The sequence below is a fragment of the Salinibacterium hongtaonis genome (assembly GCF_003065485.1).
Taxonomy (GTDB): Bacteria; Actinomycetota; Actinomycetes; order Actinomycetales; family Microbacteriaceae; genus Homoserinimonas; species Homoserinimonas hongtaonis.
In genome coordinates this window covers 2,093,507-2,115,122 of sequence record NZ_CP026951.1, presented here as the reverse complement: position 1 = coordinate 2,115,122, position 21,616 = coordinate 2,093,507, and the positions used below count along the sequence as shown (strand labels likewise).

The 21,616-nt window shown below is 65.2% G+C and carries 16 protein-coding genes and 1 pseudogene; 8 read left to right on the top strand and 9 right to left on the bottom strand.

The window, feature by feature from the left end:
• Positions 1–244 precede the first annotated feature (244 nt).
• Positions 245–700, bottom strand: a pseudogene (locus tag C2138_RS13930) (ribonuclease H family protein); the annotation flags it as partial.
• Positions 701–773: 73 nt separating this feature from the next.
• Positions 774–1,376 carry an NADPH-dependent FMN reductase gene (locus tag C2138_RS10180; RefSeq protein ID WP_108517569.1) on the bottom strand — a complete coding sequence of 201 codons (603 nt, stop codon included), beginning with the start codon at positions 1,374–1,376 and terminating at the stop codon, positions 774–776.
• Between the two features lie 178 nt (positions 1,377–1,554).
• Between C2138_RS10180 and C2138_RS10175 the strand changes: the two genes are divergently transcribed.
• Genes C2138_RS10175 through C2138_RS10165 form a run of 3 tightly spaced genes read left to right on the top strand, consistent with a single transcriptional unit; the run spans position 1,555 to position 3,319 of the window.
• Complete coding sequence (locus C2138_RS10175; RefSeq protein WP_338418811.1) at positions 1,555–2,091, top strand: RNA polymerase sigma factor; 537 nt, start codon at positions 1,555–1,557, stop codon at positions 2,089–2,091.
• Complete coding sequence (locus tag C2138_RS10170) at positions 2,088–2,729, top strand: methylated-DNA--[protein]-cysteine S-methyltransferase (protein ID WP_108517566.1); 642 nt, start codon at positions 2,088–2,090, stop codon at positions 2,727–2,729. The genes C2138_RS10175 and C2138_RS10170 overlap by 4 nt, the downstream gene beginning before the upstream one ends.
• Positions 2,726–3,319: a DNA-3-methyladenine glycosylase I gene (locus tag C2138_RS10165; RefSeq protein WP_108517564.1), complete on the top strand. Its 594-nt coding sequence runs from the start codon at positions 2,726–2,728 to the stop codon at positions 3,317–3,319. Before C2138_RS10170 ends, C2138_RS10165 begins: the two co-directional genes overlap by 4 nt.
• 57 nt (positions 3,320–3,376) lie before the next feature.
• On the opposite strand, the gene C2138_RS10160 is transcribed toward C2138_RS10165, so the two are convergent.
• The 3 genes from C2138_RS10160 to C2138_RS10150 all read right to left on the bottom strand — a co-directional run bounded on the left by C2138_RS10160 (position 3,377) and on the right by C2138_RS10150 (position 7,076).
• Positions 3,377–4,807 (bottom strand): phytoene desaturase family protein, encoded by a 1,431-nt coding sequence (locus tag C2138_RS10160; protein ID WP_108517562.1) that lies wholly within the window; start codon positions 4,805–4,807, stop codon positions 3,377–3,379.
• 61 nt (positions 4,808–4,868) lie between these two features.
• The gene (locus C2138_RS10155; RefSeq protein ID WP_269844848.1) at positions 4,869–6,197 is read right to left on the bottom strand and encodes an MFS transporter; all 1,329 of its coding nucleotides are present in this window, start codon (positions 6,195–6,197) and stop codon (positions 4,869–4,871) included.
• Positions 6,198–6,206: 9 nt separating this feature from the next.
• A complete protein-coding gene (locus C2138_RS10150) occupies positions 6,207–7,076 on the bottom strand; it encodes a DUF4349 domain-containing protein (protein ID WP_108517560.1) in 870 nt (289 codons plus the stop codon).
• A 44-nt stretch (positions 7,077–7,120) separates the two neighbouring features.
• Between C2138_RS10150 and C2138_RS10145 the strand changes: the two genes are divergently transcribed.
• The 3 genes from C2138_RS10145 to C2138_RS10135 are packed head-to-tail and all read left to right on the top strand — an operon-like array spanning position 7,121 to position 10,336.
• Positions 7,121–8,056: an alpha/beta fold hydrolase gene (locus C2138_RS10145; RefSeq protein WP_241961099.1), complete on the top strand. Its 936-nt coding sequence runs from the start codon at positions 7,121–7,123 to the stop codon at positions 8,054–8,056.
• A 10-nt stretch (positions 8,057–8,066) separates the two neighbouring features.
• A complete protein-coding gene (locus tag C2138_RS10140) occupies positions 8,067–9,065 on the top strand; it encodes an aldo/keto reductase (RefSeq protein WP_108519056.1) in 999 nt (332 codons plus the stop codon).
• The gene (locus C2138_RS10135) at positions 9,059–10,336 is read left to right on the top strand and encodes an MFS transporter (protein ID WP_158268773.1); all 1,278 of its coding nucleotides are present in this window, start codon (positions 9,059–9,061) and stop codon (positions 10,334–10,336) included. Before C2138_RS10140 ends, C2138_RS10135 begins: the two co-directional genes overlap by 7 nt.
• Positions 10,337–10,354: 18 nt before the next feature.
• Here C2138_RS10135 and C2138_RS10130 read toward each other — a convergent pair whose 3' ends face one another.
• The gene (locus C2138_RS10130) at positions 10,355–11,560 is read right to left on the bottom strand and encodes an MFS transporter (protein ID WP_233245478.1); all 1,206 of its coding nucleotides are present in this window, start codon (positions 11,558–11,560) and stop codon (positions 10,355–10,357) included.
• Positions 11,561–11,912: 352 nt separating this feature from the next.
• Here C2138_RS10130 and C2138_RS10125 point away from each other — a divergent pair, with 352 nt between their 5' ends.
• Both C2138_RS10125 and C2138_RS10115 read left to right on the top strand, forming a co-directional pair.
• Complete coding sequence (locus C2138_RS10125; protein ID WP_108517556.1) at positions 11,913–14,399, top strand: ribonucleoside-diphosphate reductase subunit alpha; 2,487 nt, start codon at positions 11,913–11,915, stop codon at positions 14,397–14,399.
• Between the two features lie 163 nt (positions 14,400–14,562).
• A complete protein-coding gene (locus C2138_RS10115; protein WP_108517554.1) occupies positions 14,563–15,558 on the top strand; it encodes a ribonucleotide-diphosphate reductase subunit beta in 996 nt (331 codons plus the stop codon).
• 188 nt (positions 15,559–15,746) lie between these two features.
• Here the strand turns inward: C2138_RS10115 and hrpA are convergent, their stop codons facing one another.
• Genes hrpA through C2138_RS10100 form a run of 3 tightly spaced genes read right to left on the bottom strand, consistent with a single transcriptional unit; the run spans position 15,747 to position 21,583 of the window.
• Positions 15,747–19,775 (bottom strand): ATP-dependent RNA helicase HrpA, encoded by a 4,029-nt coding sequence (gene hrpA, locus C2138_RS10110; protein ID WP_108517553.1) that lies wholly within the window; start codon positions 19,773–19,775, stop codon positions 15,747–15,749.
• 12 nt (positions 19,776–19,787) lie between these two features.
• Positions 19,788–20,447: a response regulator gene (locus tag C2138_RS10105; protein WP_108517551.1), complete on the bottom strand. Its 660-nt coding sequence runs from the start codon at positions 20,445–20,447 to the stop codon at positions 19,788–19,790.
• Entirely contained in the window at positions 20,444–21,583 is a 1,140-nt protein-coding gene (locus C2138_RS10100) for a sensor histidine kinase (RefSeq protein ID WP_158268772.1), read from the bottom strand. Before C2138_RS10100 ends, C2138_RS10105 begins: the two co-directional genes overlap by 4 nt.
• Positions 21,584–21,616: the final 33 nt, after the last annotated feature.

Sequence of the window (21,616 nt, the reverse complement as noted above, 5' to 3'; positions counted from 1 at the left end):
CTCCAACGGCGCGTGCTCGCGCGGTGAGTCGCTTGTGCTCTGCCTCCGTGAGAGAGATCGTGAGGGTGTGCCACTCGTCCTGGTCGAGGGAGAAGAGCGCACCGTCGTCGAGCGGGTCGGTCGACGAGGGAGCTGTTGCCGCCTCGGCGCGCTCGGTGACCCGGGCAAGCTCGGTGGTGTCAACAAGATCGGAGATCGCAGAGATCACAGATTCCTCTGGCGTGGGCACTCCGCCCGGTGCGCTGAACCCCGGCCCCGAGGGGATTGTGGATCCGCGTTGGTAAGCCTCGGCGACCGCGCGAGCCCGGGCATCCGCCGCTTCGTTGAGGATGTGGCCCACATGGCCGCGCACCCATTCGAAGCGGTAGCTACGGCCGGCGAGCTCAGCGTCGATCTCCTTGAGTAGCTCAACGTTGAGCACGGGCTTGCCGTCGCTCTTGCGCCAGCCTTTCTTCTTCCACCCCGGCATCCACTTGGTCACGGAGTTGATCACATACTGGCTGTCGCACAGGATGTGGAGTTCGTCGTCCATATGGGCGGTGGCGCGAAATAGCTCGAGCACGGCCTTGAGCTCGCCCTGATTATTGGTGGCGTGCTTCCACCCGCCAGCCGCCCAGCAGTCGTCGTTCACATACCAGGCCCAGCCTGCTGGCCCGGGGTTGCCGAGGGCCGATCCGTCGGCTGCGGCGGTGATGGTCATGCGGGCCTCCCAGGTGGTCGGCCTCCATCGTATCGACGGGGCGCGTAGCGCCAGCTCCACGCGAACGCCACAGTCAGCGGGGAATCACGGTGAGCACCCTCGTGACGAACTGAAAGTATGACTGCATAAATTCCCGCAGAAACTGTTCTGTTCCCGCATCCGTTATGTCGCCCTCCGCTGTGAAGAGGCCATCTTTGTACTGGATATAGCCCTCGGGAAAGTTCATTTGTGGCGAATCGCAGAAGCTGAGCACGCTGCGGAGGCTCTGCTGGGCCACTGCTGTTCCGATCGCGCCAGGCGAGGTGCCAATGACGGCGGATGGTTTGCGGGCGAACGAGTTGGTGCCCCAGGGACGGCTTGCCCAGTCGATGGCGTTCTTGAGCGGCCCGGGGATAGAGCGGTTGTATTCGGGCGTTACGAACAGCACGCTGTCGACTCCGGCGATCGCATCTTTGAGGGCCTGCCCTTCCGGCGGATAGTTGGCGTCGTAGTCATAGCTGTAGAGGGGCAGGTTGCCGATGGGGATCTCGACGAATTCGAACTCGAACGGGGCGACGCGAATGAGAGCCTTGGCCAGTGACCGGTTGATGGAGTTCGTGGCGAGGCTGCCGATCAAGACCCCTACCGTGTAGGGCGGTTCGTGGTGATGCACCTGGCCGGGGGTGAAGTCTGACATGCGCTGCTCCTCTTTTCTGCCGTGGTTGCCATTGGTGCGGCACACGCTAGGCCGGGCAGGCTGAGGAATGCTGAACACATTCCGGATGGATGCCGCATACCGTTCATGTCGGTCACTGGCTTCATACTGGGGCGATGCAGCATCCGGTTGGTCGCGGGGACCTCACACTTCGGGCCGCGTGAGCGTCTTCTCAGTGATGGAACATCTCCCGCCCTTCGAATCGACGGTCGCCGCCCACGGCGCCACCGTCTTGCGAGTCTGCCGTGCCGTGGTCGGGCACGACGATGCAGACGATGCCTGGTCCGAGACGTTCCTCGCCGCGCTGAAGGCCTATCCGAGCCTTGCGACCGGCTCCAATATCGAGGCGTGGCTGGTCACGATCGCACACCGCAAGTCGCTGGACATCCTCAGAGCTCGGGCCCGTCGACCGATTCCGGTGGCGGAGATGGCGGATGCTCCCTCCCCAGACCATCGAAGCGACGCCTTTCACGACCTCTGGCCTCTGGTGGCACGGCTGCCACTCAAACAGCGCCAGGCTGTTGCGTACCACTACATCGTGGGGCTCCCTCATCCACAGATTGCTGAAATCGTCGGGGCAACCCCCGCGGCTGTTCGTCGTGCGGCATCGGATGGCATCGCCGCCCTGAGACGGGCGCGCAGAGATGCGCGCTCGGAGAGCGGCCCGCAACCCCCTCGTGAGAAAGGACGATCATGACCGCCGATCACCCCGCTGATGGGCTTCTCGAATCCGACAGGCTTCGTGAGCTCGATGGGCTTCTCGAGCCCATTGCCGAGTCGACTCTGTCGCGGCTTCACGCGAGGCTCGAGGCCGAGGCAGACAATCGCGAGCTTCTGGATGTCGCTGTGAGCACGATCGACAGCCCCGTCGGGCGCATCCTGTTGGCCGCGACCGAGATCGGGCTGGTGCGGGTCGCCTTTGCGATCGAGGACCATGATGTGGTGCTTGAGTCGCTGGCGGCACGAGTGAGCCCGCGCATTATACAGGCGCCGTCGCGGCTCGAAAGCGCGGCCCGCCAGATCGACGACTACTTCGCGGGTGCACGGCAGCAGTTTGAGGTGCCACTCGACTGGCAGCTTTCCCGTGGCTTTCGACGCCAGGTGCTCGAGCACCTCAACCAGATCGGCTACGGGCACACCGAAAGCTATGCGGCGGTGGCGGCTGCGGCTGGCAGCCCTCGTGCGGTGCGGGCGGTGGGCAGCGCGTGTGCAACAAACCCACTGCCCATTGTCGTGCCGTGTCACAGGGTGCTCAGATCGGACGGCGCCCTCGGCGGTTACCTGGGCGGTCTCGAAGCCAAGCGCATTCTGCTCGGCCTTGAGGGTGCAGCGTGAGCCCCGCTGTGGTGGGCAGCGATGGGCTCGTGAGGCCCGCGTGGGCATCCGCCGATCCTCTGTTGCGCGAGTACTACGACACGGAGTGGGGCATGCCCGTCCGCAATGAACGAGATCTGTTCGAGCGCATCAGTCTCGAGGCTTTTCAGGCGGGGCTCTCGTGGGTGACGATCCTGCGCAAGCGGGAGGCCTTTCGAGCCGCGTTCGACAACTTTGAGCCGGATGTCGTGGCCGGCTACGGCGCGAGCGAAACCGCCCGGCTCATGGCCGATGCCACGATCGTGCGCAACCGGCTCAAGATCGCCGCCACGATCACCAACGCTCGCGCCACCGTCGCCCTGCGCGAGAGCGGCGGCCTTGTCGATCTCGTGTGGTCGTTCAGGCCAGAGCGCACCCCTCGGCCCGTGACGTCGGCAGATGTGCCAACCACATCGCCAGAATCGATTGCGCTCTCTCGAGAACTCAAGAAGCGCGGGTTCACCTTCGTTGGCCCCACGACGATGTTCGCCCTGATGGAGGCCGTGGGCATCGTAGACACCCACCTGCTGCAGAGTCACCGCCGGGGCAGCTCCGGCGTCTGGGCTCAGTAGCGCCCCCGCCGATAGCGCCACGCCAAGACCGCCCCGTGCCGGCTCCACCCCACAGCGCTATGCGCCGAACGGTGCGGCGATGCCCCAGTGGTCGCGCAACGCCAGCTCGGCCGCGTACCAGCCATTCATCCCGTGCACTGAGGGGCCCGGTGCGGTGGCGGCGGAGCCGAGGTAGAGACCCCGCACCGGAGTGCGCCAGGGGGTCCGCGAGACGATGGGGCGCTTGACCAGCTGGGCAAGCCCCAAGCTGCCCGCGAAGATGTCGCCGCCAATGTAGTTGGGGTTGTGTGCCTCAAACTGCGTGGCGCTGATGCTGCTTGTGCCCAGCACGAGGTCGCGAAACCCCGGAGCGAAACGCTCGACCTGCCGCGTCACCGACTCGACAACCGACTGTGTGCTGCCGTTCGGCACATGGGTGTAGGCCCACAGGGTGTGCCCGCCAGCCGGGGCCCGGGTCTGATCCACCACGCTTGCCTGCACCGCGATCACGTAGGGCGATTGCGGGATGCCTCCGCGCGCGACCTGGCGCTCTGCCGCCGCGATTTCTGCACGGGTGCCTCCGAGATGCACGGTCGGAGACAGGGCGACCTCGGGGTTGCTCCAGGGCACAGGCCCGCTGAGAGCGAAGTCGACCTTCGCCGCGGCAGTCCCATAGCGATAGCGGGCTAGGGCACGCGCATAGGCCGCAGGAAGGTCGGTGAACTTCTTGAGCATTCGGGGCGTCGTGTCGAGAATCGTCACCCGGGAGGGCTCCAGATCCGCAGCCGTCGTCACCGTGGTGTTGAGCCGGATGCTGCCGCCCAGTTGCAGAAAATGCGCGGCCATCGCATCCGCAATCGCCTGGGAACCTCCGCGGGGCACAGCCCACCCACCGGCATGGGCATGGGTTGAGAGCAGTAGCCCGGCCCCGGCGCCCGCGAGAGAAGGGTGGTGCCCGGCCGCGTGTGCGGCAACCCCCGTGAACATCGCGCGCGCCTCATCGGTCGAGAAGCGCGAGTTCCACAGAGCCGTGCCGTTCACCACGGTGCCGAGCCCGAAGCGCATTGCCGCCGGCAGATCGCGGGGCACGCGCACGAGCTGGTTGCCCGTGAAGTCGACGACGCCGTCAACCCGGGTCACCAGTGGCTCGTGCAGGGCGCGCCACGCTCGACCATCTCTGCCGAGGCGCTCGGCCGTTTTCTCAAGCGACCGCCACGCGATGCCCGCACGCCCTCCGTCGAGCGGGTGCGCATACGAGACATCGGGAACGATCATCTCAACCCGGTCAGTGAGCCCCCATTCGCGAAAGAACGGGGAGGCCATCGCCGCCGGATGCACCGCTGAGCACACGTCGTGGCGAAAGCCGGGCTCCGTGAGCTCTCGGCTCTGCAGCCCGCCGCCCACCCGATCGGATGCCTCCGTAAGCACAACAGAGAGCCCGGCCGCAGCGAGCGTCAGGGCCGCGGCGAGGCCGTTGGGGCCAGCCCCCACAACGTTCGCATCGATCATGTTGAGCCCCCTGCCACCTCAGACACGCATGTGCTGCTGCCAATGTAGCGGGGGAGGGTGTCTAAGGCGTGGGGGCGAGCGCGTCGTACGTGCGGAACGTGGGCGTGAGACGCAGGCACATCGCGATGAGGGCGATGATGAGCAGACCGCCTAGAACGGGCGGTACCCAGAGTGCGGCGACCAGGGCGAGCGCGCCAACATACATATCGCCCACGCGAGGGCCTCCCGTAACGACCACGGTGAAGATGCCCTGGAGGCGACCGCGCATATTGTCGGGAACTGCGGTTTGCAGCATCGTCGTTCGAAAGATCGCGCTCACGTTGTCGGCGGCGCCCGTGCCGGCCATCATGACCGCGGCCAGAACGAGCGCCACGAGGTTGGCGCCCGCAATGTCGTTGGTCTCGTGCTCGAATCCGCCCAGTTGCATGACGGCGATCACAACGCCGAATCCCAGGACAAAGACGCCATAGACCGCGATAGCCCAGCCGATGGCCACGCCGTGGCGACGCACGGTGCCGAGCCGGCCAGACAACAGACTGCAGAGCAGTGTGCCCACGGCGCTCGCCGCCGTCAGCACTCCGACGGTGACGGGGCCACCTCCAATCACCAGGGCGCCGATCGCCGGGAACAGGGCGTGGGGGCGGCCAAAGGTCATGGCGATGATGTCGACGATGAACGACATACGAATGTTGGGAGCCCGCCGCAGGAATGCGAGCCCGTACCTCACCGATTCGAGGCCGGGGCGGTGAACCTCCCCCTCCGGCTTGATGGCGGGGAGCGTGGCCAGGCCGAGAAATGCGAAGGTGAACAGGGCGACATCGATCGTGTACGTCCAGCCGAAGCCGAATGCAGCGACGAGAACGCCGGCCAGGGCGGGCCCGACCGTCACGGATGCTCCCATGCTCACTCCTGTGAGGGCAGATGCGGCCGGCAACAGGCGAGCGGGCAGCAGCCGAGGGAGCATCGCGTTGCGTGAGGTGCCGATAATCGTGCCCGAGACCGCGCTCACTACCGTGAGCAGGTAGAAGGGCCACAGCTGGTCCACTCCTGCCCAGGCGACGATGGCGAGGGATGCCGTCGAGACCCAGGCCACGACGGCCGCGCTCAGAGCAACGAGACGGCGATCAAAGGCGTCGGCGAGCATGCCGCCGTAGAGACCAGCGATGATCATGGGGAGCAGTGCGATCGCGCCGACCATGGCCACAGCGAACGAGGATTCGGTGAGATGGTAGATGTGCAGCCCCACCGCGACGACCGTCATCTGCGTGCCGATTCCCGCAACCGCGTTGCCCGCCCACATTCGCGCAAAGGCGGGGCTTTCCCGAAGGGGGCTCAGATCGATGAGGTGCCCGCGGGCCCTCTCACGGGCGGAAGGCGTCTCGGTTGGCACCGCCCGAGTTTACTCCCTACGTGTGTCGCCCTCATTGCGCCGCCGACGCCACCGCCGACGCGCAAGAAACGCAATCGCGATGGCGATGGCGACCAGGGCAACCCACGGCAACAGCACGCCGAGGGCGATGAGCACGAACGAGAAGAAGGCGACCAAGGCCTCCCACCCTGTGATGAGACCCGAAAGGAACGTGTCCGGTTCGTCAACGGGAGCCTCCGCTGGCGAGACAAGCTGAATCGACACGGTCGAATAGTCGACCTGATCGGCGAGCGATGCCCGCTGCGACTGCAGGGATTCAAGATTCGACTGACGGTCGGAGAGGGCCGTTTCGATAGCGATGAGATCAGCGGTGGTCGTAGCCTGCGTCATGAGGGCGAGCAGCCGATCGACGGATGCTTGAAGCGCAGTGATGCGAGCATCCAAGTCTTCGGTTACCTGGGTGACGTCCACGGACTGCGTGTTGCGCTCTTCAACAGTGCCGATCTCGCCAATCTCTTCGAGGGTGGTGTCAAGGCGGTCGGCCGGGATGCGCACCGTGAGATCGGCGCGGCCAGCGAAACCGTTGCGCGGCGCGGTTTCGGTTCGCGCGTCGACGTGGCCTCCCGCCGATTCGACGATGCGTGCCGTTTCGTCCGCGGCCTCGGCGGGGGAATCGACCGTGATGAGGGCTGAGCCCGTGACAATAATGTCGCGCGCTGCAGTGCCAGCATCCATCGTTCCCATCGTGCGCAGGCCCTCGGGCCCTGACTGCAGCTCAAGGGGCGCGCCGTCGAGCGAAGTGTCGCTCGTCATGACGGAGGGCATGGACGATGCAGTGCACCCGACCAGGCCGGTAGCCGTAACGATCATGGCGGCAACAATCAGCGAGCGTCTCATCATGGGGTCAGGCTATGGGCGGGCCGTGCCAAAGAGCCACCCAACGTTTGGCACCGGTTAAACGTCGGCGCGCCGGCCCCGACGAACTCTGCGGCAACTCCCGGGCCAACGCTGCCATAATCGCGATCATGATTCCGTTCCAGAAGGTTGCGCGAAGCATCCGCAGCTTTCTGGGGATAGGCCCCCGGCGGTTGCTCCATATCGCGAGCGATGTGGGAGAGGGCCCCGTGGTCGTGCTCGTCCACGGGGTGGCGTCGTCGTCGATCACGTGGGAGAACCTGGTTCCGCTGCTCTCAGACGATCACAGGGTCATCTGCATCGATATCCTCGGGCACGGAGGGTCGCCTGCCCCCGATGACGCGGAGTACACGCTTGAGGAGCACGTGCAGTGGTTGGCGCACACCATCAAGTCGCTCAAATTGTCTTCTCGCTACACGCTTGTGGGGCATTCGCTGGGCTCGCTCATCGTCTCGCGCTATGCGGGCACCAACTCCAAGCAGCTCGACAAAGTCGTGCTGGTGAGCCCGCCCGTCTACCTTGTGCCCCAGGAGATCGGAGACCCGGTCGTGCGGGCGGCGACCAGCGCATATCTCAAGGCCTACGCCTATCTGCGCGCGCACAAAGAGTTCACGCTCAAGCGGGCCGCTCTGGTGGCCAAGCTCATGCCCATCCCCAATGTGTTCGGCATCACGGAATCCAATTGGAGGGCATTCTCCCTGTCGCTTGAGCACTGCATCGAGTCGCAGACCACCGCGACAGACATCGCCCGCATCCCTGTGCCGGTGGAGGTCGTCTACGGCTCCCTCGATCAGTTCATCGTTCCTGGCAGCATGAGCTTTATCAACAACATGCGCAACGTCACGGTGCACAGGGTCGAATTCAACGACCACATCGTGCATCGCAAGCTTGCTCGTGAGGTGGCTACCGTGATCGACGGGAGCTCGCGCATTCAGAGTGCACAGCAAATCGACCGGGTCGGCTAACCTCGCACGCATGGATAGACGAGTTCTCGGCCGCACCGGCCGCACAGTATCGGCAGTAGGGCTCGGCACCTGGCAACTCGGAGCCGACTGGGGGGACGTCAGCGAGGCGGATGCTTTTGCCGTCCTCGATGCCGCAGCCCAGGGTGGCGTCACGTTCTTTGACACGGCCGATGTCTATGGCGATGGGCGAAGCGAAGCCCTCATCGGTCGCTTTCTTGCCGATAGCCCAGGACACTCCATCACGGTCGCCACCAAGATGGGCCGTCGCGTCGAGCAGGTGCCGGAGAACTACACGCTCGCGCACTTTCGCGAATGGACTGACCGCTCGCGCCGCAACCTCGGCATGGACACCCTTGACCTCGTGCAGTTGCACTGCCCGCCGACCGCCGTGTATTCATCCGACGCCGTTTTCGATGCGCTCGACCTGCTTGTCGACGAGGGCGCCATCGCCAGCTACGGCGTGAGCGTTGAGACGGCGGATGAGGCCCTCACGGCTATTGCGCGACCCGGTGTCGCAACAGTGCAGATCATCCTGAACGCGTTCCGGCTCAAGCCGCTCGACGCCGTGTTGCCCGCGGCCATCGACGCGGGCGTCGGAATCATCGCCAGGGTGCCACTCGCGTCCGGCCTTCTCAGCGGGCGCTACACGACCGAAACGACCTTTGCCCCCGACGATCACCGCACCTTCAACCGTCAGGGCGACGCCTTCGATGTGGGGGAGACCTTCTCCGGTGTCGACTTCGAAACGGGAGTCGCCGCCGCTCAAGAGTTTGCAGCGCTGCTCGCGGGCGAGCCCGACGCGGCGGAATTCTCGACAGCGCAGGCTGCCATTGCGTGGGTGACCCAGCTGCCCGGCGTGAGCACCGTGATCCCCGGGGCGCGCAGCATCGCTCAGGCCGAATCGAACGCGGCGGCGGGCGACGTTCCGCAGCTCTCCTCCGGGTTCACCGAGGGAGTGCGCGACATCTACGACAGACGATTCAGGGAGGCGATCCACCCGCGGTGGTAAGCAACACACCACGGCAACAACCGCTCGGCCGGCCGTTCGCCAATCTTTTTAGCGCCAACCTTTCCAGCAGTCTGGGAGATGGAATAGCCCGCACGGCGATTCCTCTCCTGGCCGTTCAAATCACGCTCGACCCCCTGCTCATTTCGGGCATCGCGGCTCTCGCGATGCTGCCGTGGCTGTTCTTTGCCATCCCCGCCGGCATCCTCATCGACAAGGTCGATCGCAGGATGGCGCTCGCCGTGGCGAGCACGGTTCGCACAATGCTTGCCGTGTTGCTCTTTGTGCTCACAGCGACCGGCGGTCTCACCATCTGGTGGCTGTACGTTGTCGTCTTTGTCTACGGGATGTTCGAGACGGTGTACGACGGAGCCATCAGGGCCGTGGTGCCCAGCATTCTGCCCAAGGCCGCTCTGCCCCGCGGCAACTCCCTCATCGAGGCGGGCGAGCAGGTGGTGCAGAACTTCGTGGCGGGGCCGTTCACGTCTCTGCTCTTCGTTTTCTCTGCGCTCATTCCGCTCGGGGCCAACGCCGCCGTGTATGCCCTGGCCGCCGTGCTTGCCTTCATGCTGCCGCAGGTCGCCTCCGGCAGGCAGTTCGCCCGGGCTCATGCCAAGACCAGCGACGAGACGGTGCCGTGGCATCGTCAGTTTCGCGATGGCTACCGGTTCATCATGGCTCGGCCGCAGTTGCGCACCCTCTGGTTCATCAGCACTGCCGACGGGTTGGCCTTCTCTATGGCCACCGCGAGTCTCGTGCTGTTCATTGTTGACAGGCTCGGGCTGCCGGAGGCCCTGTTCGGGGTCTTCATGCTTACGGGAGCCGTCGGCAGCATCGCCGCATCATTGCTGACGCCCCGCATCACCGCTCGATGGGGCATGGGGCTCACCGTGGCGTGCGCGAACCTGATCACCGCGGTTTCGGTCGCGGCGATCGGGGTGTTCCCGAATCTCATCGTGCTCACCGTGGGGTGGATCGTGGTGAGCGCCGCCCTCACCGTGTGGAACGTGCTCATCATGTCGTTTAGGCAGAGCGTAATCCCGGGGCGCCTGCTGGGCCGTGTGCATGGAACCTGGCGCACCCTGCTGTGGGGGAGCATGCCCGTCGGCTCGGTGCTCGGCGGCCTACTCGGCCGCATCGACCTCGCGTTGCCCTTCATCGTGGGCGGGGTGATCTCGCTGTTCACCGCGCTGATCTGGTTCAGGTTTTTTGTCTCGCTGCCCAACCCCGAAGACATCGACAACGGCGACGAAGCGGCCCTCGCTGCGGCGTAGGTCGCGGCGTGGCCGGCGTCAGCCCAGAGTGTCGATGGGCTCCGTGTCGGGGATCGGACTCGCATCGCGGCCGCGCAGGTCGGGGCTGGCTTTGTGGAACACCGCGGCGACCACAACGCCGACAAAGGCGAATGCTGCGGCGATCCAGTAGGCGCCCGGAGCCAAAAACGCGTCGATCATGAATCCGGCAAGGGCCGAGCCGATGGCAGCACCGATGAGCTGACCGGTGCCGATCCATCCGTACGCCTCTGCGGTTTCGCTGAACTTGACGCTCGCGGCGGTGATGGTGAACATCGCGGCGAGTGCGGGGGCGATTCCGACACCGGCCACGAAGAGCGCGATAGAGATCCACCACAGTTCGAGGATGAGCGATGCGAGCGCGAGACCGACGAAGACGATGGCCATGCGGCGGGCGATAGCCCACGCGTCGATGGGGCGGTGGCCGAAGGTGAGGCCGCCGGCCAGCGAGCCGATCGAGAAGATGGCCAGCACGATTCCCGCGCTGGCGTCGCCGTGGCCGAAGGTCGCGACGACCCCGGCCTCGACTGCGGCGCAGGCTCCGACAAGGAGAAAGCCGACCGCGGTCGCGAGCATCACGGGAGGGCGCAGCAGCACGGCCCCCATGCGACGGCGCGAGCGGGGGATGCGCACCCGCGAAACCTCGGGGGACAGCACAAACCAGGTGGTGCCGAGCACGAGAAAGACGAGCGCAACCAGGATGGCCTGGGTCGTGCCGATCTGGGTGGCGACGAAGGTCGTGACGACCGGGCCGACGACCCAGATGATCTCCTGCAGCGATGCGTCGAGAGAGAAGAGGGGCGTGAGCTGCTGTGAGTTGACCATCTTGGGGTAGATGGTGCGCACGGCGGGCTGGATCGGGGGGTTGGTGATGCCCGCGATAAAGCCCACGACCATATAGAGCACGACGGGCATCTCGACCAGGGCGATGGTGCCCACCGCCACCGCGCAGATCGAGGCGGTCAGGATGATGACGGGGCGCATTCCCCACACGCCCATCCACCGCGTCGTGAGGGGCCCAGCGATGGCTTGCCCGATGCTCGTGGCGGCGAGCACAAGCCCGGCAATTCCGTAGGAGTTGTAGACCTGCTCGATATGCAGAAGGAACGCTAGCGAGAGCATCCCGCCCGGGAATCGGGCTACCAACTGCGCCGCCATGATGCGCCCGACGCCGCGGGTTTTGAGGAGGTCTAAGTAGCGTTTCACGAGAGCTCGATTGTATGCCGCCGAGCTTCTCGCCAGATAGTGCGCGGCGTGCCTTCGGTGTCGGTGGTTGCGCGCAGGATTAGTGCACAGGCTGTGCAGAACTCGGCGAAGTTATGCACATCTGTGGATGACACGCCCACTAGATATGGGATATCGCGTGACGGATACCCCCGCTATATAGTGGTTACACCGCGCAGGGGGAGAAGCGTTAGTCGGCCGGGGCAACGTCGTAAAACCGGGAGTATTCGGTACCACCACACCTCCTATAAGCCGCAGGAAACCAGCCATTCATTGGCACATAGACACACAGGCACAGGCACAAAAGCACGTCGGAAGACGAAGAGGGAGCATCGTGGCAATCACCGTAGTTAAGCGCAACGGTCAGCGTGAGGCGTATGACGCCAACAAAATCAACCTGGCGATTGAAGAGGCCAGCGCTGGTCTCGACGAGAACATCACCTGGGTGACCCAGATTGCGAGCGAACTCGAGCTCACGCTCTTCGACGGCATCACCACGCAGCAGCTCGACGAGGCCGTCATCCAGGTCGCCCTTCAGAACATCAAAGACGACCCTGCCTTCGACACCGTCGCCGCGCGTCTCCTGCTCAAGACCATCTATAAGCGCGTTCTCGGCGACTACTCCGACGACGCCGAACTGCGCAGCCTGCACGCTGAGCACTTTGAGCCGAATGTGCGTCGCGGCGTCGAGGAGGGCCTGCTCGACCCCCGCCTCGGTGAACTGTTCGACTTCTCCCGTCTTTCTGCTGCCCTCGACCACAGCCACGACAGCCTGCTCAAGTACATCGGTGTTGTAACCCTCAACAACCGCTACGGCATCAAGGGTCGCAACGGCGACGCGCTCGAGGTTCCGCAGTACTTCTGGATGCGCATCGCGATGGGTCTGTCGCTCAACGAGCAAGACCCGACCGCTGCCGCAATCGCGTTCTACGACAAGATGTCCAAGCTCGAGTACCTCGCCGCCGGGTCTACCCTCGTCAACGCCGGCACCATCTACCCCCAGCTCGCGAACTGCTTCGTCATGGAGATGCAGGACGACATGGAGCACATCGCCAAGACCACGCGCGATGTCATGTGGCTCACCAAGGGCACGGGCGGCATCGGCCTCTCCGTGACCAAGCTGCGCGCCCAGGGCTCGCCCATCCGCTCCAACAACACCACGTCGACGGGCCCGATCCCGTTCATGCACACGATCGACTCGATTCTGCGCGCGGTCAGCCGCGGAGGCAAAAAGTTCGGCGCCCTGTGCTTCTACATGGAGAACTGGCACCTCGACTTCCCCGAGTTCCTCGACCTCCGCCAGAACTCCGGTGACCCGTACCGCCGCACCCGCACCGCCAACACGGCCGTCTGGATCAGCGACGAGTTCATGAAGCGCGTGCAGACGGATGGCGACTGGTACCTCTTCGACCCGCTCGAGGTTACGGACCTCAACGAGCTCTATGGTGCGGCCTTCTCCGCCCGCTACAACGAGTACGTCGCGATGGCCGAGGCCGGCGAGATGCGCATGCACAAGAAGATCAAGGCACGCGAGCAGTTCAAGTCGATCCTGATCTCCCTGCAGGGCTCCAGCCACCCGTGGCTCACCTGGAAGGACACGATCAACAACCGTGCCCTCAACAACAACACGGGCACGATTCACCTCTCGAACCTGTGCACCGAGATCACCCTCCCGCAGGACGAAGACAACGTCTCCGTCTGCAACCTGGCCTCGATCAACCTGAGCCGCCACCTCCTCGTCGACGGCGAGACCGGCGCCGTGTCGATTGACTTCGCCAAGATCGAAGAGAGCGCCCGCCTCGCGGTGCGCCAGCTCGACAACCTCATCGACATCACCCGGTCGTCCGTCGCAGAGGCCGACTTCTCCAACCAGCAGAACCGCGCGGTTGGCCTCGGCGTCATGGGCTTCACCGACATCGTCGAGCGCCTCGGCTTCAGCTACGAGAGCGAAGAGGCCTACGACCTCATCGACGAGATCATGGAGCACGTCTCCTACGCGGCGATCGACGAGAGCGCCGACCTCGCCCAGGAGCGCGGCTCCTATCCGAACTTCGAGGGATCCCGCTGGTCGGAGGGCCTCGTGCCGATCGACAGCATTGCGCTGACCGAGCAGGACCGCGGTCTTGAGATCAAGGTCAACCGCAAGACGCGCCTCGACTGGGACGCCATGCGCGAGAAGGTCAAGGGCGGAATGCGCAACGCGACCCTCATGGCCATCGCCCCCACCGCATCCATCGGCCTTGTTGCCGGAACGACGCCGGGCCTCGACCCCCAGTTCTCGCAGATCTTCAGCCGCTCGACCTCCAACGGCAAGTTCCTTGAGGTCAACCGCAACCTCGTGGCCGACCTGCAGAAGCTCGGCCTCTGGGAGAGCGTTCGCGAGGACATCCTGCGCAGCCAGGGCGACATCTCGCGGGTTGCGTCGATTCCCGACCACCTCAAGGAGGTCTACAAGACGAGCTTCCAGCTCTCGCCGTACTCCTTCCTTGAGGTCGCGGCCCGTGCCCAGAAGTGGATCGACCAGGCCATCAGCCGCAACATGTACCTGGAGACTCGCGACCTCGGCGAGATGATGGACATCTATTACGGTGCCTGGGAGCGTGGCGTCAAGACCACCTACTACCTACACATGAAGCCGCGTCACCAAGCCGAGCAGTCCACCGTCAAGGTGAACAAGGCCGAGGAGATCTCGACGGGCGCCAAGCGTGGATTCGGCTCTGCTGCTCCCGCAGCGGCTGCCCCGGCCGAGGCCGGGCAGCCCGCTGCGGCTGCCCCCGCCCGCCGCGGCTTCGGCGGACTTGCCCCGAAGGCAGGTGAATGATGAACGGAACCGATGAGTACTACGTGCCCGTAGACCCGATGGACGAGCTTCAGTGCGATAGCTGCCAGTAGGCCGCGTCAACAGCCGTCGCGGCAGTGCCGCGGCGAGCGATGAGGGCTGTGGCCCACCGAACTATTCAGTGAGAAAGAAGATGAAGTAACACATGGGCATCCTCGGAACCGGAATTCAAGAAGGTCTCCTCCTTAAGCCGATCAAGTACCAGTGGGCAATGGACCTGTACGACCAGGCCGTCGCCAACACCTGGTTCCCCAACGAGATCCAGCTGGGCGAGGACATCGCCGACTTCAAGAAGATGACGGACGAAGAGCGCCACGCCGTCACGTTCCTCATGAGCTACTTCAACCCGAACGAGCTGCTCGTGAACAAGGCGCTCGCCTTCGGCGTCTACCCCTACCTCAACGCGGCAGAGGCGCACCTCTACCTCGCCAAGCAGATGTGGGAAGAAGCCAACCACTGCATGTCGTTCGAGTATGTGCTCGAGACGTTCCCGATCGACCGCGAGAAGGCCTACGCAGCGCACGTCGACATCCCGTCGATGGCGCGCAAGGAGGAATTCCAGGTCAAGTTCATCCGTCGCATGACCGAGGAGACCCTCGACATTACGACGCTTGAGGGCAAGCAGGACTTCGTGCGCAACCTCGTTGCCTACAACGTCGTGCTTGAGGGCATCTGGTTCTACTCGGGCTTTATGGTCGCCCTGTCGTTCCGCCAGCGCAATCTGCTGCGCAACTTCGGTTCGCTCATGGACTGGGTTGTTCGCGACGAGAGCCTGCACCTCAAGTTCGGCATCAACCTCATCCTCACGGTGCTCGAAGAGAACCCCGAGCTGCAGACGCCCGAGTTCGCCGACGAGATTCGCCAGATGATCTTGGATGCTGTCGAGATGGAGGAGGAGTACAACAACGACCTTCTCCCCGGCGGCATCCTGGGCCTCAACGCGAACTACATCAACCAGTACGTGAAGTACCTGGCTGACCGTCGCCTTGAGGAGCTCGGCTTCGAGCCGCACTACAAGGTCTCGAACCCGGCCAAGTGGATGGCGACCGCGAACGACACCCTCGAATTGGTGAACTTCTTCGAGTCGACCAACACCTCCTACGAGACGAACGCCAAGGCGACGTCTGCCCCCAAGGCGTAACACCCGGCACCACCCAGTAACACCCGGCACCACCCAGTAACACCCGGCACCACCCAGTAACACCCGGCACCACCCAGTAACACCCGGCACCACCCAGTAACACCTAGCGCGCTGCGGCCGGCTCACCCTCGGGTGGCCGGCCGTTAGTGTGCGTGCGGTGCCAAAGCCTCGATGGGCGATCGGCTCGGCTAGCGCCCGAGGGCCTTCTGGATGCGCTGGAGCGAGACGGGTTCGGCGGTGCCGAGGTGCTGAGCGAAGAGGCTAATGCGCAGTTCTTCGAGCATCCACCGCGCCCGAACCAGGTTGGCCTGTGCGGGGTCGTTGGCTGCCTCGGCGGGCAAGGGTAGCTGCCCGCCCGCCTTGACGTAGAGCTCGGTGGCCTTCTGAACCTCGGCCATCCACACGCGGTCGCGGCCCAGGTTCTCGGCAAGCTTCGACACTCGGTGCGTGATCGCACCCACATAGAGGGGCAGTCGCCGCAGTCGCTCGCGACCTGTCGCCCCGGCGAACCCGGGGTAGACGAGCGCATCGAGCTGTTCGCGTGCGTCGGCGAGGGGTGCGATCAGCGCCATGCTCGACGCGGACTTGATCGCCCGTTCGGCCTCCCGCGCCGCGGCGAGAGTCTTGGCCACCAGGCCGACCGTCTCGAACAGGGCGTCGACAATCGTTGACGAGGCGGCATCCCGCATCCGCTCGAAGTCCGCCTTGGTCCACGGCAGCGCAGCGAGGGTGGCTTCGACGGGGTCAACAGTGGATGCTGCGGCGGCATGAGCATCGAGCGCTGCGTCAAGGCAGGCCACCATGCAGTCTTCGAACAGAGCCTGCGTCGTGCGGTAGGGGCTCGCACCGAGGCTGAGCTTTTCGGCCGCTGTGAGGTGCTGCTGCACATACCCGAGCGGGGCGGGGATGGCCAGGGCGAGAAGTCGGCGAACGCCGCGGCGGTGCTCCCGAGCCTGGTCTGCCGGGGTGCTCATGAGCCGGATGCCCACGGTGGTTCCCTGGTCGACGAGCGCGGGGTAGGCGCGAACGGTGTTGCCTCCGAGCCGAGTGTCGAGCACGCGCGGCAGCACGTCGAGGTCCCAGGATGTGAGCCCGGTGCGCTCGATCGACTGCGAAGGTGCTCCACCCTGGCGGGGGCCGGGACGACTGTCGGCGGGCCGGGCATCCCCCTCGGGGCGCGCTGCGGGGCCGCGACCGCGACCGCCCTGCGGTTGAGCGTGAAGCCGGGCAACCGACTCGCGGGCCCGATTCTTGAGCTTCTCCTGCAGGCTCGCGAGGTCCTTGGAGCGGGCGAGTTCGCGACCGTTGTCGTCGATCACCGCGAAGGTGACGAGCAGGTGATCCGGCACTCGTTCGAGTTCGAAGTCGTCGACATCGACGGGGGTGTAGGTCTGGCGCTGGATCTGCGACGCGAGATATTCGGCAAACGGCATCTCTGTCGTGTCGAGGTCGTCGGGCAGCGTGCTGAGCAGGCGGCGAGCCCAGTCGGCGGCGGGCACAACATTGCGACGGATCGCCTTGGGCAACGCTTTGATCATGGCCGTGGCGAGCTGCTCTCGGAACCCGGGAACCTGCCAGTCGAACCCGTCGGCAGAAAGCCGCGCCAGCAGAGCGAGCGGCACCCTCACGGTGACGCCATCGTCGGGTGAGCCGGGCTCGAAGCGGTAGCTGAGGGCAAGACGCTGGTCGCCCTGGCTCCATTGCTTAGGAAAGTCGCTTTCGACCAGCTCGGGCGGAGCATCCTCGTGGTCGAGCAGGTCGTCGCGCGTCATCGTGAGCAGCTCGGGGGTCTCTTCCCGAGTCTTCTTCCACCACGACTCGAAATCGCGCTGGGTGCTCACAGTGGCCGGGATGCGGCGGTCGTAGAACTCGTAGACGGCCTCGTCGTCGACGAGGATGTTGCGGCGTCGCGTGCGCTCCTCAACATCGGCAAGCTCGTCGCGCAGCGTGCGGTTGGCGCGCTCGAACGCGGTGAGGCGCTTGTCGAGCCGCTCGCTATCCCATTCGCCCTGCACAAGGGCGTGACGGATGAACAGGTCGCGCGCCTGCGCCGGGTCGATGCGCGAGAGCTGCACGCGGCGGCGCGCCACGATGGGCACACCGTAGAGGGTGACCCGCTCATAGGCGACGGCGGAGCCCTGCTTCTTCTCCCAGTGCGGTTCGCCATAGCTGCGCTTGGCCAGGTCGCCCGCGAGGGGCTCGGCCCAGGCCAGATCGACGGCCGCGTTCATGCGAGCGAAGAGGCGACTCGTCTCGACGAGCTCGGCGCTCATGATCTCTGCGGGCTGCTTTTTGGCGAGGGTCGATCCGGGGAAGATCGAAAAACGCACCTGCCGGGCGCCGATGTAATCGCCCTTCTTGTTGCGCGGGCGATCACGGTCTTTGCTGCCCTTGCCGCTCGGGTCGGCGACGGTGTCGTCCCGCACGCCGAGCTGGCTGAGCAGCCCGGCCATGATCGAGCGGTGGATGCCGGGGCCGTCATTGCTGGGCTCGCCGATCGTGAGGCCCAAAGGTTTGGCCATGCGTTCGAGCTGGCGGTAAACATCTGCCCATTCGCGCACCCTGAGAAAGTTGAGATATTCGGCTTTGCAGAGGCGTCGGAACTGCCCTCCACTGAGCTCCTTCTCCTTCTCTTTGAGGTGGTTCCACAGGTTGAGAAGGGTGAGAAAGTCGCTTGTCTTGTCGGCGAAGCGGGCGTGCAGCTGGTCGGCCTGGGGGCGTTTCTCGAGCGGGCGTTCCCGAGGATCCTGGATGCTGAGGCCGGCGACGATGGCCATGACCTCACGCGAAACCCCGTGCTTGCCAGACTCGATCACCATGCGGGCGAGGCGTGGGTCGATCGGCAGTTGCGAAAGCTGGCGGCCGATCTTGGTGATGCGGGGTGCCGTGCCTGCACCGCCGCCGCGCTCGACGGCACCGAGTTCGGCGAGCAGGTCGAGGCCGTCTTTGATGCCGCGCGAATCTGGCGGTTGCAAAAACGGGAAGTCCTCGATCGCGCCGAGCCCGAGGGAGATCATCTGCAGGATGACCGCCGCCAGGTTGGTGCGCAGGATCTCGGGGTCGGTGAACTCTGGCCGTTTCTCGAAGTCCTGCTCCGAGTAGAGGCGGATGGCGATGCCGTCGCTCGTGCGGCCGGATCGCCCGGATCGCTGGTTGGCCGAGGCCTGCGAAATCGCCTCAATGGGGAGGCGCTGAATCTTGGCGCGAACGCTGTAGCGGCTGATGCGGGCGGTGCCGGCGTCGATTACGTACTTGATGCCGGGAACCGTGAGGGAGGTCTCGGCGACGTTGGTCGCGAGCACGATGCGGCGCCGGGTACCAGCGACCGACGACGGCTGAAAGACCTTGTGTTGGTCGGCTGCGCTCAGTCGGCCATAAAGAGGGAGCACCTCGACTCCGGGCAGATTGCGCGCACGAATCGCATCTTCGGCATCCCGAATCTCGTTCTCACCGCTGAGGAACACGAGAATGTCGCCGCTGCCCTCGCGGCCGAGCTCGTCGATCGCTGCGTTGATGCCGTCGAAGAGGTCGAGAGCGTCGCCCTCTGCGGGGGCCGCGGGGGCAGACGCTTCGTCGTCGGGGTCGTCGGATTCAGCATCCGGGGCCAGAGGGCGATAGCGGATCTCCACGGGATAGGTGCGTCCGCTGACCTCGACGATGGGGGCAGGGGAGCCATCCGCTGCAGCGAAGTGCTTCGCAAAGCTTTCGGGGTCGATCGTCGCCGACGTGATGATGACCTTGAGCTCCGGCCGCTTAGGCAGCAGCTGCTTGAGGTAGCCGAGCAAAAAGTCGATCGTGAGGCTGCGCTCGTGCGCCTCGTCAATGATGATCGCGTCGTACTTGCGCAGCAGCCGGTCGCGGTGAATCTCGTTGAGCAGGATGCCGTCGGTCATGAGCTTGACCCGGGTGCCCTTGGCCGTGCGGTCGGTGAATCGCACCTGGTAGCCGACGAGTTCGCCGACCTCCTGGCCCAGCTCTTCGGCGATGCGCTCGGCAATGGTGCGGGCCGCGATGCGCCGGGGTTGCGTGTGACCGATGGACTGGTAGCCGAGCTCCAGCAGCATCTTGGGCAGCTGAGTCGTCTTGCCAGACCCCGTTGCGCCGGCGACAATCACGACCTGATTGTCGCGAATGGCCGCGCTGATGTCGTCGCGCCGCTGGCTGACCGGAAGGTCGGGCGGGTAGACGATCTGAATGGCGGCGTCGGCGGGAGTCATGAGCCTTCTATCCTAAGCCGTTGGTGTGTCGAGCCCCGCTTCTCGCGCCAGGATGGCGGCCTGCATCCTGCTGGTGCATTCGAGCTTGGCGAGCACCCGCGAGACATGCGTTTTCGCGGTCGCGGTCGAGATGCCGAGGGTGCGGGCGATCTCCGCATTGGATTGGCCGCCGGCGATGCCTCGCAGAACGTCGATTTCGCGGGCGGTGAGGGAAGTGAGCCAGGCAGGAGGGGCCGCCGCCTCGAGGATCTTCGACTGCGCAAATGCATCGAGCAGACCGCGGGTCACCTCCGGCGCGAGCACGCCCTCACCTGCCGATACTCGGCAAACGGCATCGATGAGCTGGGCTGCGCCCGCCGTCTTGAGAAGAAAGCCAGCGGCACCGGCGCGGAGGGCTGCGAAGACCACGTCGTCGTGACCAAACGTCGTGAGAACGAGCACCTCTGCGAGGCCTTCTGCGCGGATGGCGCGGGTTGCTTCAACGCCGTCGATTCCGGGCATCCGAATATCCATGAGCACCACGTCGGGGCGAAGGGCGCGCGCGTTGCTAATGGCGGTGGCTCCGTCGCCGGCCTCGCCGACCACCGTGATGTCATCCGAGTTCTGCAGCAGGAGTCGCAGGCCGGAGCGAATGGCTGAATGGTCGTCGGCGAGAAGCACTGAGATGGTCATACGGTCGCACTCACAATCGGGATTGTGGCACGCACGACCCAGTCGTCGTTGGAGTCCCAGCCTGCGGCGAAGCTGCCGCCAAGCGCCTCGGAGCGTTCCCTCATCGTTGTGGTGCCGAGCCCGCCGAGCGTTGGATCAACCATGGACGCGCCGCGGGAATTCGAGACGACGATGCTGAGGGACTCCACCGCAACCTCGACGCTGACGTGCACCGCTGCTCCGATCGCATGCCGGGTGGCATTTGCGAGTGCCTCCTGCACGATGCGGTACGCGGCATGGTCAACGGCGGCGGGAAGGTGCGGAGGAGGATCTGGTGTCACGGTGTAGTGCACGTCTACGCCGCGAGACCTGACGGCGGTGACGAGATCGCATACTTCGGCGAGACGGGCCGGTGCGATGAGGGCATCACCTTCGCCTCGCAGCAGCTCGATCATGGACCGCAGCTCTTCAAGCGCCTCAATGCTTGCTGAGCGGATCGCGCGAAGTGCCTCGGCATCGCGGTGATCTGGTTGTTGCTGGGCGAGGGCCGCCGCAGAGTGGATTGCGATAGCGGAGAGGTTTCCGGCAAGCGCGTCGTGCAGCTCGCTCGCCATTCGTGTGCGCTCGCCGCGCACAGCATCCGATTCGCGCAATTCTGAGAGGCGTTGGATGTCGAGGGCCCGTGCCGCGGCGAGATCCGCGAGCTCTCGTTGCTGACGAACGGAGAGCCCCCACCAGAGTGGCGTGCCGAGCAGGGCGAAGGCCTGCACCCCCATGATTACGGTGTCTTGCAGGCTGCCGCCGACGATGAACGTGACGGCGGTCACGGCGAGCACGACGGCAAGCGCCGCGGCGACAAGTCGACGCGGGATTCCCGGCCCCGAGAACAGCGCGGCGGCATAGAGCAGATCGACCAGGGCGACGATCACGCCCAGGCTGCCTCCCGCATAGGCATCGACCCCAAACGCAACGAGGCCAATGCCGAGTGCGACGAGAGGGTGCCGGCGTTTGATGAGCATGGCGCCGCACGCCACGGCGAGCGGAATCGCGAACCACCACGGGTCGACGACGACACCGCCGGGGAATCCCCACGCGTCGACCAGCCCGACGGCGATGAACAGCAGCCCGAGGACGGCGACCCCGAGAGCTTGGGCCACGGTTGCCGCTGAGCCGTTGCCCCGTAGTCTTTC